The sequence below is a fragment of the Amycolatopsis sp. NPDC005961 genome, assembly GCF_040629235.1.
GTDB classification, from domain to species: Bacteria; Actinomycetota; Actinomycetes; order Mycobacteriales; family Pseudonocardiaceae; genus Amycolatopsis; species Amycolatopsis camponoti.
Window position 1 is genome coordinate 36724 of the sequence record NZ_JBEXVF010000023.1, and the last position, 15321, is coordinate 52044.

Consider the following 15321-nt stretch of genomic DNA (forward strand, 5'->3'; position numbering starts at 1 on the left):
GGACGCGAGGCGTGCCGACCAAGTGAGGTGGAGACGAGTGACGTTGCTGGAGTCCGTCAACGGACCGGCGGACCTGAAGCGCATGAGTGTCGAGGACCTCGGCGAACTGTCCGCCGAGATCCGGGACTTCCTCGTCGACAAGGTCCGCCGCGCCGGCGGGCACCTGGGGCCGAACCTCGGCGTCGTCGAGCTGACCATCGCGTTGCACCGCGTGTTCGACTCGCCGCGCGACGCGATCGTCTGGGACGTGGGGCACCAGGCCTACGTGCACAAGATCGTCACCGGCCGCGCGGAAGGCTTCGACCGGCTGCGTCAGACCGGCGGCGTCACCGGTTACCCGTCACGCGCGGAGAGTGACCACGACTGGGTCGAAAGCAGCCACGCCTCGTCCGCGCTGTCCTATGTGGACGGCCTGGCGAAGGCTTTCGCCCTGGACGGCGGCGAGCGGCACGCGGTCGCCGTCGTCGGCGACGGCGCGCTCACCGGCGGCATGTGCTGGGAGGCGCTCAACAACATCGCCGCGCACCGCGAGCGCCCGGTCGTCATCGTCATCAACGACAACGGCCGCTCCTACTCGCCGACCATCGGCGGCCTGGCCGACCACCTCGCGGCGCTGCGCCTGCAGCCCGGCTACGAGCGGCTGCTCGACGGCGGCCGTGAGCTCCTCAAGCACACCCCGGTCGTCGGCCGGCCGATCTACGCCGCGCTGCACGCCGCGAAGGCCGGCCTGAAGGACGCGCTGAGCCCGCAGGCGATGTTCTCCGACCTGGGCCTGAAGTACCTCGGCCCGGTCGACGGCCACGACCTCGCCGCGCTGGAGAAGGCGTTCCAGAGCGCGCGCAGCTTTGGCGGAGCGGTGATCGTGCACGTGGTGACCGAAAAGGGCCACGGCTACGCGCCCGCGGTCAACCACGAGCACGACCAGATGCACCAGACCGACCCGATCGACCCGGAGACCGGCCTGCCGCCGGTGAAGGGCCCGAGCTGGACCGGCGTGTTCGGCGACGAATTGGCGAAGATCGGTGCCGAGCGCGAGGACGTCGTCGCGATCACGGCGGCGATGCTGCGCTCGACCGGTCTCGACAAGTTCGCCGAGGCGTTCCCCGATCGCTGGTACGACGTCGGGATCGCCGAGCAGCACGCCGTGACGTCGGCGGCGGGGCTGGCGATGGGCGGGCAGCACCCGGTGGTCGCGATCTATTCGACGTTCCTGAACCGCGCGTTCGACCAGGTGTTGATGGATGTCGCGCTGCACCGGCTGCCGGTGACGCTGGTGCTGGACCGGGCCGGGATCACGGGGCCGGACGGGCCCAGCCACCATGGGATGTGGGACCTGTCGTTGCTCGGCATGGTGCCGGGGATGCGGGTGGCCGCTCCGCGTGACCCGGCGACGCTGCGCGAGGAGCTGCGTGAGGCTGTGGCCGTGTCCGATGGGCCGACCGCGTTGCGGTTCTCCAAGGGCAAGGTCGGTACGGATGTTCCGGCGGTCGAGCGGATGGGCACGGTCGACGTGCTGCGCCGCCCGGTCGAAGGTGCTGACGTCCTGCTCGTGACGGTCGGTCCGTTTGCCGCTTTGGGGCTGGCGGCCGCCGATCGGCTCGCCGACCAGGGCATCGGGGTGACCGTGGTGGACCCGCGCTGGGTGCTGCCGGTGCCGGCCGAGCTGGTGGCGCTGGCGTCGCAGCACAAGCTCGTCGTGACCGTCGAGGACAGTGGCCGTCATGGTGGCTTCGGGTCGGCGTTGGCGGCTGTGTTCCGGGACGCCGAATGTGATGTGCCGTTGAGGGATTTGGCGGTGCCGCAGGTGTTCCACGACTTGGGTAGCCGGGATGAGGTCCTGGGGCGTATCGGGTTGACGGCTCAGGATGTGGCTCGGCGGGTGACCGAGTGGGCTTCGGGGCGGCTTGGGGCTTCCTCGGAGCCTGCGCGTAAGGATGCTAATCGCAGTTGAGGTAAAAAGATGTCCTCGCCGGACGGGCAGGCTCTGGGATGACCTCGCGTCGCCGGGTGGTCATCCCCTCGCCTGATCGAGGCCTATCACTTTGAGCCAGGCCCGCAAGCTTGGGCTGTCTTCTCGCCTTTGTTCGTGGGTTGCGGGCCTGGCTCAAAGCGATTTTGGGGGCCTCAGGCGACGGGATGACCACCGGCTCAGGCCTCTGCGGGGAGGGCTTCCGGCAGCTGGGTGGTGGGGGCTGAGGCGAACACCTCCGGTGGCTCCGGGAACAGCTTCACCAGTACCGGGTACGCCACCGCGGCGGTCACCAACGTCACCAGCAGGCTGACGTCCACGCCGCCCGCGATGTCTCGCAGGGGCCCGGCGATCATCGGTGTGTTCGCGCACAGCAACCCGAGCGTCGTCGCCGGGATCCAGGCCGCCATCGCGCGCCAGTTCACCCCTCGGGCGAACCAGTAGCGGCCGCCCTTGCGGCCCTCGTTGAACACCTGCAGGTCCGCCACGTCGTAGAAACCTCGGCGCTGGACGAAGCCGATCATCATGATCACCATCCACGGCGAGGTGCACAGCACGATCAGCGTCGCGAACGCGTTGATGCTCGACACCATGTCCAGTGCGAAGTTGCCGATGAAGATGAACGCCACGCTCAACGTTCCGATCAGCAGCGTCGCCCGGACCCGGGACAGGCGCGGGAAGATCGAGCTGAAGTCCAGCCCGGTCCCGTACAACGACGTCGTTCCCGTCGACAGGCCGCCGATCAGGGCGACCACGATCAGCGGGATCGCGTACCACAGCGGGGAAACCGCCGTCAGCCCCGTGATGTAGTCGGCCGGGTCCGCCACCAGCGTCGCCGTCGCGATGCCGAAGCCGAACGGCAGCAGCGTCGCCACCTGCGCCAGGAACGGCGCCGCCAGCAAGGAACGTTTGCTGAAAGAGGAAGGGATGTAGCGGGCCCAGTCGCCGAGGAACGCGCCGAACGAGATCGGGTTGGCCAGGGCCGTCAGGGCCGCCAAGGTGAACGTCGGCCAGAACGTGCCCAGCGCGTACGTCCCCGTGCCCGCGTACCCCGGGTCGAACGAGCCGCCGTACGCCAGCACGCCCAGCAGCATGATCGCCGTGCCCAGGACCACCGCCACCCGGTTGACCAGCAGCATGAACCGGTAGCCGTAGATGCAGACGACGAGCGTCGCGATCGCGATCACGCCGTACGCCACCGCGCGCAGCACCGCGCCGCCGTCGAAGCCGAAGAGCCGCTGTGCCGCGCCGGCCACCGCGTCGCCGCTCACCCAGACCGAGATCGCGAAGAACGTGATCGCCGTCAGCAGCGACAGGAACGACCCGACGCACCGGCCGACCACGCCGAAGTGCGCGCCGGACGACACCGCGTTGTTGGTCCGCGTGCGGGGCCCGAACAGCGCCATCGGCGCCAGCACCAGCCCGCCCACGACGACGCCGAGCGCGGTCGCCAGCGCCGCGTCGCGGAAGCTCAGGCCGTACGCGATCGGCAGTGTGCCCAGGATGATCGTGGCGAACGTGTTCGCGCCGCCGAACGCCATCCGGAACAGGTCACGCGGGCGCGACGTCTGCTCCTCCGGCGGGATCGGCGCGATGCCGTGCTGCTCGACCTCGGTGATCTTGTCGCTCATGCGAACCTCGTCATGACGTGCTTGACGCGGGTGTACTCGGCGAACGCGTACGACGAGAGGTCCTTGCCGTGGCCGGAGTGACCGAACCCGCCGTGCGGCATCTCGGCGACCAGCGGGCCGTGCGTGTTGACCCACACGCACCCGAAGTCCAGCTCGGCCGACACCCGCGCGGCGACGCCGAGGTCGTTCGTCCAGACCGACGACGCCAGCCCGTACGGCACGCCGTTGGCCAGCGCCACGCCCGATGCTTCGTCCGAAAAGGACTGGACGGTGATGACCGGCCCGAAGATCTCCTCCTGGACGATCTCGTCGTCCTGGCGCAGCCCCGAGACCACGGTGGGGGCGTAGTAGAATCCCTTCGAGCCGAACCGCGTCCCGCCGGTTTCGATCCGCGCGTGCGATGGCAGCCGCGAGATCAGGCCCTCGACGCGCGAGAACTGCGCCGCGCTGTTGAGCGGCCCGTAGTCGACGCCCGGCGTCTGCTCCGCGGCGGTTTTCGCCAGCGAAGCGACGAACTCGTCATGGATCGACTCGTGCACCAGCACCCGGCTGCCCGCGGTGCAGTCCTGCCCGGCGTTGTAGAACGCGGCGCCCACGATGCCCTCCGCCGTCGCGGCGAGGTCGACGTCGGGGAACACCAGCAACGGCGCGTTTCCACCCAGCTCCAGGTGGGTGCGCTTGAGGTCGGCGGCCGCGACGGTGGCGACGTCGATGCCCGCCCGCGTCGACCCGGTGATCGAGACCAGCGCCGTGATCGGGTGCTTGACCAGCGCGCGGCCGGTGTCGCGGTCGCCGGTCAGGACCGTGAAGGCCCCCGAAGGCAGGAACTCCGCGGCTACCCGGGCCAGCAGCACGGCCGTCGACGGGGTCGTCTCGGCCGGCTTGAGCACCACGGTGTTGCCCGCGGCCAGCGCCGGCGCGATCTTCCAGACCGCCATCATCAGCGGGTAGTTCCACGGCGCGATCTGCGCGCAGACGCCCACCGGCTCGCGGCGGATCACCGACGTGTGGCCCGGCGCGTACTCCCCGGCGGCCGTGCCCTCCAGGTGCCGCGCGGCGCCGGCGAAGAACCGCAGCGCGCTCACGCACTCCGGGATCTCCTCTTCCAGCACGACGGACCGGATCTTGCCCGTCTCGCGCACCTCGAGGTCGGCGAACTCGGAAGCGCGCGCCTCCACCGCGTCGGCGATCTTCAGCAGTGCGAGCTGGCGCTGCGCGGGCGTGCTGCGCCGCCACACCGCAAACGCTTGCGCGGCGGCCGCCAGCGCACTGTCCACATCGGACTCGGAAGCGACGGCGCTGGTGCCGAACACCTCGCCGGTCGCCGGGTCGGTCAGGTCGAGCGTGCGGGTCATGCCTGCTCCAGGTGGGTCGGCGCGAACAGCTTCAGCAGGGCGGGGAGGACGACCACCGACGGCCCGGGCGTGCGCAACGCCTTCGCCAGGTCCGCGCCGACGGAGTCCGAGGAGGACAGCGTGGCCGGCACTCCGAACGACTCGGCCAGGGCCACGAAGTCGGGGCGGGCCAGCTCGGTGGCCGTCGTGTGGCCGAAGGCGCCGGTCAGGTACTCGCGCAGGACGCCGTAGCCGCCGTCGTCGACGACCAGCCACGTGACGTCGAGGCCGTGCTGCACGGCGGTGGCCAGCTCGGCGACGCCGTACATCGCGCCGCCGTCGCCCGACACGGCGAGCGTCGGGCCCCCGGCCGCCGCGCCCCCGAGCGCGCCCGGCAGGCCGTAGCCCAGCCCGCCCGCGCCCTGCGCGGTGTGGATCGGCGCGCCCTCGGGGTTCCACGCCGACCAGGCCCAGTACGCGGCGATCGTCATGTCCCAGAACGTCTGGGTGCCCTCCGGCAGCGCCGCGCGGATGTCGTCGATCAGCTTGCGCTCGACGGCCAGGTCCTGACCGTCCAATCGCGACTCCACCGACGCCACCAGCGAAGAGACGGCGGCCTCCGCCCGTCCGTCGGAAGGCCGCATCGGCACCCACTCCAGCAGCGCCTGCAGCGTGAGCTTGACGTCGGCGTGGATGCCGAGGCCCGGGTAGTTCGACTCCAGCTTGCCCAGGTCGGCCTCGACCTGGATCACGCGGCCGCGCGGGGCGAACTCGCGGTAGTTGCTGGACAGCTCGCCGAGGCCGGAGCCGAGCACGAGCAGGACGTCCGCGGCGGCGAGGAACTCCGTGGTGTGCCAGTCCTCCATCCACGACCGCCCGGACAGCTCGTGGTCCCAGCCGAAGACGCCCTTGCCGCCGAACGTCGAGATCACCGGCGCGCGCAACGCCTCGGCCAGGGCGGTCAGCTCGGCGTGCGCGCCGGACCGCAGCGCGCCGCCGCCCGCCAGGATCACCGGATTCGCCGCCGCGGCCAGCAGATCGGCGGCCGCGGTGACCAGCTCCGGCAAGGGTTCCAGCGGCGGGGGAGTGGCCGACACCGACGTGATCGGCGGGACCCCGGCCGGGCCGAGCAGGACGTCCTGCGGGATCTCGACCCACACCGGGCCGTACGGCGCGGTCGCGGCCGACGTCCACGCTTCCCGCAACGCGGAAGGGATCTGGCTCGCGCGGCGCACGACGTGCACCGACTTCACGACGTCCCGGAAGCTCGCCCGCTGGTCCGGCAGCTCGTGCAGGTAGCCGTGCCGTCCGCCGCCGAGCCCGGCGACCGGGATCTGGCTGGAGATCCCGAGCACCGGCACCGACGCGGCGCGGGACTCCTGCAGGGAAGCGAGCGTCAGCAGCGCGCCCGGGCCGGTCGAGACGATCAGCGGCGTCACCGGCACCGGGCCGTCGGGGTCCGTCGCGAGCCGCGCGCGGGCGTACCCGTCGGCGGCGAACGCGAGGTTGTTCTCGACGCGTCCGCTGAGCACGCGCACGTCGTCGGCGCGTCGCAACGCTTCGAACAGGCCCAGCGCGTGCTGGCCCGGCAGGCCGAACACGGTGTCGGCGCCCAGCGCGCGGAGGGTTTCGACGACGACGTCGCCGCCGATGCGCGTCATGCGCCCTTCCCGAGGCTCAGCAGGCTCACCAGGTCGTAGGCGACGTGGGAAGCCGCGATGGCGGTGATCTCGGCGTGATCGTAGGCCGGGGCCAGCTCGACCACGTCGGCCCCGATCAGGTTGAGATCGCGCAGTCCGCGCAGGATTTCCAGCAGTTCACGGCTGGTCATCCCGCCGGCCTCGGGCGTGCCGGTGCCGGGGGCGTGGGCCGGGTCGAGCACGTCGATGTCGACCGAGATGTAGAGCGGCCGGTCGCCGATGCGCTGCCGCAGCGCGTCGACGGTCTCGGCGACCCCGCGGCGCAGGACGTCGCCGGAGGTGACGATGCCGAACCCGAGCCGCCGGTCCTCCTCGAGGTCGCGCTTGCCGTACAGCGGCCCGCGCGTGCCGACGTGCGACAGCGCGCTCGTGTCGAGGATGCCTTCCTCCGACGCGCGCCGGAACGGCGTGCCGTGGGTGTACGGCTCGCCGAAGTAGGTGTCCCACGTGTCGAGGTGCGCGTCGAAGTGCAGTAGCGCCACGGGTCCGTGCTGCTTCGCGGCGGCCCGCAGCAGCGGGAGGGCGATGGTGTGGTCGCCGCCCACCGTCACCAGCCGCGTCCCGTTCGCTTGCAGCGCTTCGGCTTCCTGCTGCAGCGTCTCGATCGCCTCACCGATGTTGAACGGGTTGACCGCGATGTCGCCCGCGTCCACGACCTGCCGCTCCTCGAACGGCGAGACGTCCAGCTCCGGGTGGTACGGCCGCAGCAGCCGGCTCGCCTCGCGGACGGCCGCCGGGCCGAACCGCGCGCCGGGCCGGTAGGACACGCCGGAGTCGAACGGGACCCCGACGACCGCGACGTCGGCGTGCTCGACCTGGTCGATCCGCGGCAGCCGCGCGAAGGTCGCGAAACCGGCGAACCGGGGAACGCGAGACGAGTCGAGGGGTCCGATGTTAGGCACTGCTGGGCTCCTGTTCACGGGTCGGGACGGACGTGTCTTCGCCACTGAGGCGGCGGGTCCAGGTGGAAAGGATCGAGTCGGCGGTGCGGGGTGTGGCGAAGCTGACCACCAGGTACACGATCAGGCTCGCGCCGAGACCCCAGTAGATCGGGGTGTTGGCGTCGACGCCGTCGATGATCATGAAGGCCACCACGGACACTGTGCCGGCGATCATCGACGCGTACGCGCCCTGCCGCGTGCCGCGCTTCCAGAACAGCGCGCCGACGATCGCGACGAGCAGGCCGCCGACCAGGATGTCGTAGGCGATCGTGAGGGCGTCGACGACGTCGTCGACGATCATCGCGATGCCGATCGCGAGCAGCCCGAGCACGAGCGTGGCGATCCGGTTGCGGCTGACCTCGCCGCCCTTCTTGAGGCCCACCTTGGTGAGCAGGTCCGACGTCGTGGTGGTGGAGCAGGCGATCAGCGCGCCGCTCGCGGTCGACATCATCGCCGAGAGCGCGGCGGCCAGCACCAGCCCGCGGACCCCGGTGGGCAGCAGGCGTTCGACGATCGTCGCGAAGGCGTCCTGCGCGCTCGCCAGATCCGGGTACAGCGTGTGGGCCGCGGTGCCGATGAGGGCGCCGGCCAGGCCGTAGACCAGGCAGTAGACGCCGGAGGTGATGCCGCCGGAGGTCGCGATCGCCGGGGTGCGGGCGGTGAACACGCGCTGCCAGATGTCCTGGCCGATCAGCAGGCCGAAGGTGTAGATGACGAAGTAGGTGATGATCGTGTCGGTGCCGATCGAGGTGAAGCTGAAGAAGCTCGCGTCGAGCTTTTCGCTCATGCCTTCGAAGCCGCCCGCGGAAGAGATCGCCACCGGCAGCAGGATCGCCAGGATGCCGATGGTCTTGATGACGAACTGGGCGATGTCGGTGAGCGTGATCGACCACATGCCGCCGAGGACCGAGTAGAGGACCACGATCGAGCCGCCGATCGCGATGCCCGCCCAGTTCGGCAGGTCGAAAAGCACCTTGAAGATGGTCGCGAACGCCAGCGTCGAGGTGACCGTGAGCATCAGGGTGTAGCCCCACATGACGACGCCGGACACCGCGCTGGTGCGGCCGCCGTAGCGCAGGTCGAGCATTTCGCCGACGGTGTAGACCTTCAGCCGCACCAGCCGCCGCGCGAACAGCGCGTGCAGCACGAGGATGCCGACCCCGATGCTGACGACCAGCCACATGCCGGAGATGCCGTAGGTGTAGCCGAGCTTCACGCCGCCGACGGTGGAAGCGCCGCCGAGGACGACGGCCGACATCGTGCCGGAGTACATGAACCAGCCCAGCCGCCGTCCGGCGACGAGGTAGTCGGACTTCGTCTTGGCGAGCCGGAGGCCGTACCAGCCGACCCCGAGCATGCCCGCGATGTACAGGGCGATGACCACGTAGTCCCCGGTCACGGCGTCCTCCTCACGTTGGTTTCGGGCCACCGTAAATTCGCCCGCCACCCTCCCGGCATGGGACGATTGATCCTCAAGTCGACATCGGTAGGGATGAAATGACCCAGATCACGGATTCACTGTCCACGGAGGTGAATGTCCCGTTACGGGACGTGGTCGGCAACCGGGAGCTCGCGCTCGACGTCGTCCCCGAAACCCTGCGGCCGGGCGCGCTGGACGCCCCGGTGCGCTGGGCGCACGTGAGCGAGCTGCAGGATCCCGCGCCCTACCTGCTGGGCGGCGAGCTGATCCTCACCGCCGGGGTCAACCTGCCGGAGCAGATCGACCGGTACGTGCGCGGGCTGCGCGACGCCGGCGTCACGGCGCTGGGGTTCGGGCTCACCCCGACGGTCCACGAGACGCTGCCGGAGCCCCTGCGCCGGGCGTGCGCGCGACGCGGGCTGCCGCTGCTGGTGGTGCCGTCGCGCACGCCGTTCCTGGCGGTCAACCGGGCGGTCTCGGTGGCGTTGACCGAGGCCGGCCAGCGAGAACAGCGGCGGATCACCGCGGCGCGCGAGACGCTCACGCGCGCCGCGGGCGGCGGGCTCGGCGAGCTGACGTCGGCGTTGGCGGTGGCGCTGCGGTCCTGGGTGGCCCTGGTCGGCGCCGGGGACGTGCTGGCCTCCGCGCACGAGGCGCCCATGCCGCTGCCGGCGGCGGTGCGGGAGCTGATGGCGACCGTGCGGGCGGGCAGCGGGATCCGGAGCGCGACCACCGAGGCCGAAGGCGGCTTCGTCGTCGTCCAGCCGGTGTACCCGCAGGCCACGGCGTCGCACCTGGTGGTCGTCGGCCGGCCCCGGCGGCTCGACGGCGCCGAGCGGGCGATCCTCGCGGTCGGCGCGGCCCTGCTGGGCCTGGTCGGCCGCGCGGGCTCAGACGCGGCCGAGCTGGGCGCGGCGGCCACCGGGCTGCTGCTCGGCCGGGTGGCCCCCGGGGACGCGGCCGGGTCGTTGCTGGGGTCCGAGGTCGTCCGGCTGGTCGCCGGGGCGGCCCACCGGCGCGGTCCGGACGAGGTGGCCCGGCGCCCGGACTGGCTCCGGGCGCGGCTGGACACCCCGCTGGTCTCCGTGCTGCCCGGCCGGTTCGTGGCGATCGCGGGGTCCGCACCGCCGCTCGCGGTGCTGGAGGACCTGCGCGCCCACGGCTGGCTGGCGGCGGTGGGCTCACCGGCGCCGGCGGGCAGGCTGTCCGAGGGCGAAGTCGACTTGCTGCTCGCACGCGCTCGGTCCCTGGGGCGCCCGGTGGTGGCGGGGGATTCGCCGCTGGATTTCGACGCTTTGGTGGCTCCGGACGCTTCCCGGGGGTTCGCTTCGAAGGCCCTGGAGCCGTTGGTGGCGCTGGATCACGCGGGGGACCGGTCACTGGTGCTGACGCTGCGGACGTGGCTCGCCCACCACGGCGCCTGGGAACCGACGGCGGCCGAGCTGGGGGTGCACCGCAACAGCGTCCGGCACCGGATCGCCCAGGTAGAGCGCGCCTTGGGGGTGGATCTGGCCGACCCGGAGGTCCGGATGCGGCTGTGGTTCGCGCTGCGCTGGCTCTCACCGGTCACACACAGTCCTTAAAGGGCACTCTCAGGAAAATATGGAATTGTGGTCTCGTGCGAGTTTTGGTAGTCGAGGACGAAGAACCCCTGGCCGACGCGATCGCTCGCGGGCTGCGCCGGGAAGGCATGGCCGTGGACGTCGCCCTCACCGGTGACGACGGGCATGAAAAGGCCGCCGTCACGCGGTACGACGTCGTGTTGCTGGACCGGGACCTGCCCGGGATGTCCGGCGACGAGCTGTGCCGGGAGATCGTCGCGTCCGGGGAGCTGACCCGGGTGCTGATGCTGACGGCGAGCAGTTCGGTGTCCGACCGCGTCGACGGGCTGTCGCTCGGTGCCGACGACTACCTCGCGAAGCCGTTCGCCTTCCCCGAGCTGGTCGCCCGGGTGCGGGCGCTGGGCCGGCGCGCCACGCCGGCCGCGCCGCCGCTGCTCACCGCCGGGGACGTCGAGCTGGACCCGGCCAAGCGGACGGTCCGGCGCGCGAGCGGGCCGGTCGAGCTGACGCGCAAGGAGTTCGGCGTCCTCGAGGTCCTGCTCTCGGCCGCCGGTTCGGTCGTCAGCAGCGAGGAGCTGCTCGAGCGCGTGTGGGACGAAAACGCCGACCCGTTCACCACGACCGTCCGGGTCACCGTCATGACGCTGCGCAAGAAGCTCGGCGAGCCGGGGATCATCGAGACCGTCGTCGGCTCCGGCTACCGGGTGCCGGAGCCCGGCTCGCCGCGCGCGTGAACCTGCCGGGCACCCGCAGCCTCCGCGCCCGGATCACCCTGCTGGCGACCGTGCTGGTCGCCGCCGTCAGCCTGCTGCTGCTCTGGCTGGCCTGGACGCTGGTCCGCGACTCGCTCGACAACGTCCCGCAGATGCCGCCGGGCAGCGTGGTCGTCGTGGACGGCGTCCAGGTCGACGCGTCGACGCTCGCCGAGCACCTGCGCGTGCACGCCCGCAACCGGATGCTGCTGTTCGGGTCGCTGGCGTTCCTGCTGGTGGTCGCGGCCGCGGCGATCCTCGCCTGGACGTTCACCTCGCGGGTGCTGCTGCCGCTGCGCGAGATCACCGGCACCGCGCGGCGGCTGTCGGTCGAGTCGCTGGGGGAGCGGATCGGCGAGGTGCGCTCGCGCGACGAGCTGGCCGAGCTGGCCGGCACGTTCGACGACATGCTCGACCGGCTCCAGTCCGCGTTCGACGCGCAGCGGCACTTCGTCGCGAACGCGAGCCACGAGCTGCGGACGCCGTTGTCGGTCATCCGCACGGAGCTCGACGTCACCCTCGCCGACGACGACGCCGACGTGGCCGAGCTGCGCCGGATGGGCGGGGTGGTCCGCGACGCGACCGAGCGTGCCGGTCAGCTGGTGAACTCGCTGCTGCTGCTGGCCCGCACCGACGGCGCCGGGCTCGGTGTCCGCGAGCCGGTCGACTTGGCGAACGTCGTCGACCGGGCGTGGCGCGCGGCGCGTCTCGAAGCCGAGAAACGCGGGATCCGGGCGACGTTCGCGGTGGTGCCGGCGCCGGCGTTCGGCGACCCGGCGCTGCTGGAGCGGATCGCGGGCAACCTGCTGGAGAACGCCGTCCGCCACAACGTCGAAGGCGGCTGGCTGGAGGTCGTGACGCAGCCCGGCCCGCAGTGGTCGGTGCTGCGGGTGCGCTCGTCGGGTGGGCTGGTCGACCCGGCGGCGGTGCCGGAGCTGTTCGAACCGTTCCGCCGGGCGGGCGTGGCCCGCACGGCCCGCCACGGCGCGGGCCTGGGCTTGTCGATCGTCCGCGCGGCGGTCGCGGCCCACGGCGGAAGCGTGGCGGCGGAACCGATCGTGGGCGGCGGCCTCGGCGTCACGGTCCACCTCCCGGTGCGCTGACCGGCATCACCCGTGACTGAGCGGGCATCACCCGTGATTGAACAGGCATCACGCGTGATTGAACAGGCATCACGCGTGATTGAGGAGGCATCACGCGTGATTGAAGGGTCGACACGCGTGATTGGGGGGTCGACACGAGGGGCCGGGCGGGCTTTGCCGTGTCGTCCCTTCAATCACGCGTGTCGACCCTCTGATCACGCGTGTCGACCCTCTGATCACGCGTGATGCCCTTCTGATCACGCGAGATTCCCCTCGGATCACGGGCGGGCCAGGGCGAGGCCGGCTCGGAGGACTCCGGCCGCGTGGACCATGGCCGCTCGGGCGTCCGGGTCTATGCCGACTCGGTTCGCGAAGCCGTGTAGCTGTCCTTCGTGACGTCGGTGCACCAGCGGGACTCCCGCGGCGGCCAGCCGGGCCGCGTAGGCCTCGCCTTCGTCGCGGAGCAGGTCGAAGCCGCACGTCGCCACGTACGTCGGCGGGAGACCGTCGAGGGCGTCGTCGTAGAGCACGGACGCCCGCGGGTCCGTGTACCGCGCCGGGTCGCGCACGTACTGGTCGCGGTACCAGGCCCATTCGTCCCGGTCGAGCCGGAAACCCGAGCCGAACTGCCGGTGGGACGCCGACTCGCCGAGCGCGTCCGTCGCCGGGGTCAGCAGCAGGCTGAACGCCGGCTTCGGCAGCTCGCCGCGGGCCGCCGCGTGGGCCACCACCGCCGCCAGGTTGCCGCCGCTGCTGTCGCCGCCCACCGCGAGCCGCGAAGGATCGACGCCGAAGCCGGCCGCCTGCGCGTGGACGAAAGCGAAAGCCGCCACCGCGTCCGAAGCCGCCGCCGGGAACGGGTCCTCCGGCGCCAGCCGGTAGCCGATCGACACCACCCGCACGCCGGCCTCCTCGGCCAGCAGCCGGCACGCGCCCTCGTGCGTGTCCAGGCTGCCGAGCACGAACCCGCCGCCGTGGAAGTACACGATCGCCGGGCCGCGCGCCGGGACGCCGGCCGGTTCGTAGAGCCGCAGCGGCAGCGGCCCGCCGGGCCCGGGCCACGAAGCGTCGCGGGTCCGGACGCCGCGGCAGATCCCGGCACCGGCGAGCGCACCCGCCAGGTTCAGCTCGGTGCGGGCCCGCGCGAGGCTCCCGTTCTGGTGCGGCGCGTCGAACGGCGCCAGGCGCGACACCCGCATCAGCACGCGGGCGGTGGGCACCGGCTGCCGTCCCTCCACCACCACCGGACGGCCCGCGATGACGCGCAGCACCGGCGAAGGCAGGCTCAGCAGCCATCGCAACCCGGCCATGACCGCTCGTACGAGCAGCACTCTCCTGTTCAGCACACGTCCACGAATATCGGATTCGCGTACAACCACAAGTCCTCGAACGGGTTCGCCTGCCCGATAACGTCCGGTGTGGGCTCGGTGTCCCGGTTCGTCCCGCGCACCCGCGCGTAAAACGGCGAGCGCACGTTCCAGAAGGTGTGCCGGAAGACCACCTGCCGCCCGGGCGCCCACCGCGGCTCGAACGACTCGACGACCCGGGTACCCGGCGCCGTCATCGTGTCGGGATCGGCCACCGGGCCGGTGACCGGCCCCGCGACGACGTCGAGGCGCGCCAGCCGCGGCACCGAGCCGCCGCCGTTCGGCCGCGACGCGAGCCGCGCCGAAATCACCAGCGTGACGTCCGAACCGCGGCGCACCCGCAGGCGGCCACCGAGCGTCGCCGAGGAACCCCCGCCGTGGGCGCCGACCCGCAGGTCCTGCGCCAGCCCGCCGTGCGTCAGCCAGATCCGCCCGGCCCGCAGGCCTTCCAGGACGCCTTCGAGGCTTCGCCGCGTCACGCCGACGTACGTGCGGCTGAACTCCCCGGGGTAGAAGTCCGCGTACGGCGCGAGCAGCTGCGGCGAGCCGGTGTCGACCGGGTCCGGGAACTTCCCGTGCGTGTCGTACCAGCCGTCGGCGACCTGGGGCCGCACGAGCGTGTCGCCGCGGTTGTAGTGCGAGTCGGAGTTCGTGGTGATCCACCACGGCTTGCCCTCGGCGAGCATCGAGTCCCAGAGGCCGCCGACCTTCGCCGTCGCCCAGTCCCAGCCGCCGTACGTCCGGTACGCCTCGGCCGGGAAGCCCGGCCAGGAGTTCGGGCCGGGGCTGTTGGCGTAACCGCCGCGCGCGCCGCCGTTGCCGAGCGGTTTCGGGAAGCCGTCCGCCTGCGCGCCGGGTGCGCCTTCCATGCCGATCACGATGTCCGGAGCCGCGTCGCGGTAGGCGCGCAGCTCGTGCGGGGCGACGCGGCCGTTGCGCAGCGGGTGGTTGATCAGCACGACCGGAGCGTGGATCCGCTTCGCGCGTTCTTCCGCGGCCAGCCAGCGCAACGCCCTCAGCGCCAGTGCCTCGTTCGCCGGGCTCGACGCCTCGGAGTTCGTCAGCCGCCAGTCGAAGGTCCGCTCGAACTCGCGCAGCTTGGCCGCCTGCTCCGCACCGGCCTGGAAGAACACCGTCGCGTGCTCGGCGCCCGGGACGTTCCATTCCATGCCGTGCCAGAGCAGCAGGTCCGGGTACTTCCGCCGGGCCGCGAGGAAGTCCGCTTCGGTCGGCTCGACCGACACCTTCTCGTGCTCGGCGTGGCCGTGGTCGGTGAAGACGATCCAGTCGGCGCCGTGCGCCCGCCCGCCCCGGGCGATCTGGTCGATCCGGTACATCGCGTCGTAGGAGTACTGGCTGTGCGTGTGGTGGTCGCCGACCAGCCACTGGTAGCGGCCGCACAGCCGGCTCAGGTCGACGTCGGCGTCGAGATCGGGGAGGGGGATGCCCGCGGCGGCGGCCGCGAGCCCGGCACCCTTGAGGAACCGGCGTCTGTCGGTGGTCACGGCGGGACGCTAAGCCGCCGGGGTGAACGGGCGGTGTCCCGGCGGCCAACGTGTGCTG

At 72.0% G+C, this 15321-nt stretch carries 11 protein-coding genes; 4 read left to right on the forward strand and 7 right to left on the reverse strand.

Annotated features, from left to right (window positions below; genetic code table 11):
- The first annotated feature begins 37 nt into the window (after positions 1-37).
- The gene (dxs, locus tag ABZ342_RS21840; RefSeq protein WP_360475830.1) at positions 38-1951 is read left to right on the forward strand and encodes a 1-deoxy-D-xylulose-5-phosphate synthase; all 1914 of its coding nucleotides are present in this window, start codon (positions 38-40) and stop codon (positions 1949-1951) included.
- Between the two features lie 197 nt (positions 1952-2148).
- On the opposite strand, the gene ABZ342_RS21845 is transcribed toward dxs, so the two are convergent.
- The 5 genes from ABZ342_RS21845 to ABZ342_RS21865 are packed head-to-tail and all read right to left on the reverse strand — an operon-like array spanning position 2149 to position 8974.
- Positions 2149-3600 carry a cytosine permease gene (locus ABZ342_RS21845; RefSeq protein WP_360475833.1) on the reverse strand — a complete coding sequence of 484 codons (1452 nt, stop codon included), beginning with the start codon at positions 3598-3600 and terminating at the stop codon, positions 2149-2151.
- On the reverse strand, positions 3597-4955 hold the full coding sequence (locus ABZ342_RS21850) for an aminobutyraldehyde dehydrogenase (protein ID WP_360475836.1): 1359 nt from the start codon (positions 4953-4955) through the stop codon (positions 3597-3599). Before ABZ342_RS21850 ends, ABZ342_RS21845 begins: the two co-directional genes overlap by 4 nt.
- The gene (locus ABZ342_RS21855) at positions 4952-6595 is read right to left on the reverse strand and encodes a thiamine pyrophosphate-binding protein (protein ID WP_360475839.1); all 1644 of its coding nucleotides are present in this window, start codon (positions 6593-6595) and stop codon (positions 4952-4954) included. Before ABZ342_RS21855 ends, ABZ342_RS21850 begins: the two co-directional genes overlap by 4 nt.
- Entirely contained in the window at positions 6592-7536 is a 945-nt protein-coding gene (gene speB, locus ABZ342_RS21860; RefSeq protein WP_360475842.1) for an agmatinase, read from the reverse strand. Before speB ends, ABZ342_RS21855 begins: the two co-directional genes overlap by 4 nt.
- Positions 7529-8974, reverse strand: coding sequence for a sodium:solute symporter (locus ABZ342_RS21865; protein ID WP_360475845.1), 1446 nt, complete (start codon positions 8972-8974; stop codon positions 7529-7531). Before ABZ342_RS21865 ends, speB begins: the two co-directional genes overlap by 8 nt.
- A gap of 98 nt (positions 8975-9072) precedes the next feature.
- Here ABZ342_RS21865 and ABZ342_RS21870 point away from each other — a divergent pair, with 98 nt between their 5' ends.
- The 3 genes from ABZ342_RS21870 to ABZ342_RS21880 are packed head-to-tail and all read left to right on the forward strand — an operon-like array spanning position 9073 to position 12412.
- Entirely contained in the window at positions 9073-10578 is a 1506-nt protein-coding gene (locus ABZ342_RS21870) for a PucR family transcriptional regulator (protein ID WP_360475848.1), read from the forward strand.
- Between the two features lie 35 nt (positions 10579-10613).
- Positions 10614-11291: a response regulator transcription factor gene (locus ABZ342_RS21875; RefSeq protein WP_196425264.1), complete on the forward strand. Its 678-nt coding sequence runs from the start codon at positions 10614-10616 to the stop codon at positions 11289-11291.
- A complete protein-coding gene (locus ABZ342_RS21880) occupies positions 11288-12412 on the forward strand; it encodes a HAMP domain-containing sensor histidine kinase (RefSeq protein WP_155542300.1) in 1125 nt (374 codons plus the stop codon). Before ABZ342_RS21875 ends, ABZ342_RS21880 begins: the two co-directional genes overlap by 4 nt.
- 257 nt (positions 12413-12669) lie before the next feature.
- Here the strand turns inward: ABZ342_RS21880 and ABZ342_RS21885 are convergent, their stop codons facing one another.
- Positions 12670-13701: an alpha/beta hydrolase gene (locus ABZ342_RS21885; RefSeq protein WP_360475852.1), complete on the reverse strand. Its 1032-nt coding sequence runs from the start codon at positions 13699-13701 to the stop codon at positions 12670-12672.
- A gap of 29 nt (positions 13702-13730) precedes the next feature.
- Entirely contained in the window at positions 13731-15263 is a 1533-nt protein-coding gene (locus tag ABZ342_RS21890; RefSeq protein ID WP_360475855.1) for a twin-arginine translocation signal domain-containing protein, read from the reverse strand.
- Between the last annotated feature and the right edge of the window lie 58 nt (positions 15264-15321).